Genomic DNA, 1,013 nt, shown 5'->3' with positions numbered 1-1,013 from the left:
CGGGCTTGCGGCTCGGCTATGTCGAGCAGCTCTACACCTTCGGCGATCGCGGCCGCCATGCCGAGGCCGGCGACACCGGGGCGCATATGGTGTCGATCGGTTATCTCGCACTGACGCGCGCCGTGGACGGCGAGCTTGCAGCAAACGCGGCGAGCTTCGCGCCATGGTACCGCTTCTTCCCCTGGGAAGACCGGCGCGAGGAGCCGCCCGCGATCATCGCCCGCGATATCATTCCTGCGCTGACCGAGTGGGCCGCGGAGGAGACGCCGGAGACGATTCGCGCGCTGCCGCGCAAGGATCGCGTGCGGTTCTACTTCGGCCTCGACGGGGCGGCCTGGGACGAGGAGCGCGTGCTCGACCGCTACGAGCTCCTGTACGAGGCCGGGCTGGTCGAGGAAGCGCGGCGCGACGGCCGCCCTGCGGCATTAGCGCGCAAGACGCTTCCCCCGCTCGGGACCTCGATGCAGTTCGACCACCGCCGGATTCTCGCCACGGCGATCGCGCGGCTGCGTGCAAAACTCAAGTATCGTCCTGTGGTCTTTGAACTTTTGCCGCCCGAATTCACACTTACCGAACTGCAGCACACGGTCGAGGCGATTTCCGGCCGGCACCTGCATAAGCAGAATTTCCGCCGCCTGGTCGAAATGGAAGCCCTGGTCGAACCGACCGGGGTCATGTCGACACAGACGGGCGGACGGCCGGCGGCGCTCTACCGCTTCCGCCGCGACGTGCTCCAGGAGCGTCCCGCGCCGGGCTTGCGCGTACGCTCCCGGCGCTAGACAAGGATTTCGTGATCGGCCTCCCGTCGATCGCCTGGAGGCTTCATGTTCGACGGCCCGTTTGACGTCTTTGCGTGGATCATTGCGATCGCCGCGTTCCTCATTGCGATCAAGGCCTCCAGCCAGGCGGCCGAGCTGCGCCGCCGGCTCAGCTCGCTCGAAGAGATGTTTTACGCGCAGCGGCAGGTGCAGCCGCCGCCGCTCACGCCTGCTTGGGAGCAGGCGCCCGCCACG

2 protein-coding genes are annotated in these 1,013 nt (G+C 67.6%); both read left to right on the top strand.

What is annotated here, in order from left to right:
- Positions 1-779, top strand: a 779-nt coding sequence (locus MOV75_RS39495; protein WP_247008256.1) for an NAD regulator, incomplete at its 5' end; no start/stop codon positions are given.
- 45 nt (positions 780-824) lie between these two features.
- Positions 825-1,013 (top strand): hypothetical protein (locus MOV75_RS39490; protein WP_247008254.1); only part of this gene is annotated, 189 nt, incomplete at its 3' end.

Origin of the sequence: Bradyrhizobium sp. PRIMUS42, from assembly GCF_023006515.1 — a bacterium.
Lineage (GTDB): Bacteria > Pseudomonadota > Alphaproteobacteria > Rhizobiales > Xanthobacteraceae > Bradyrhizobium.
The sequence above is the reverse complement of the archived record's forward strand: the minus strand, read 5'-3'. Positions and strand labels throughout refer to the sequence as shown.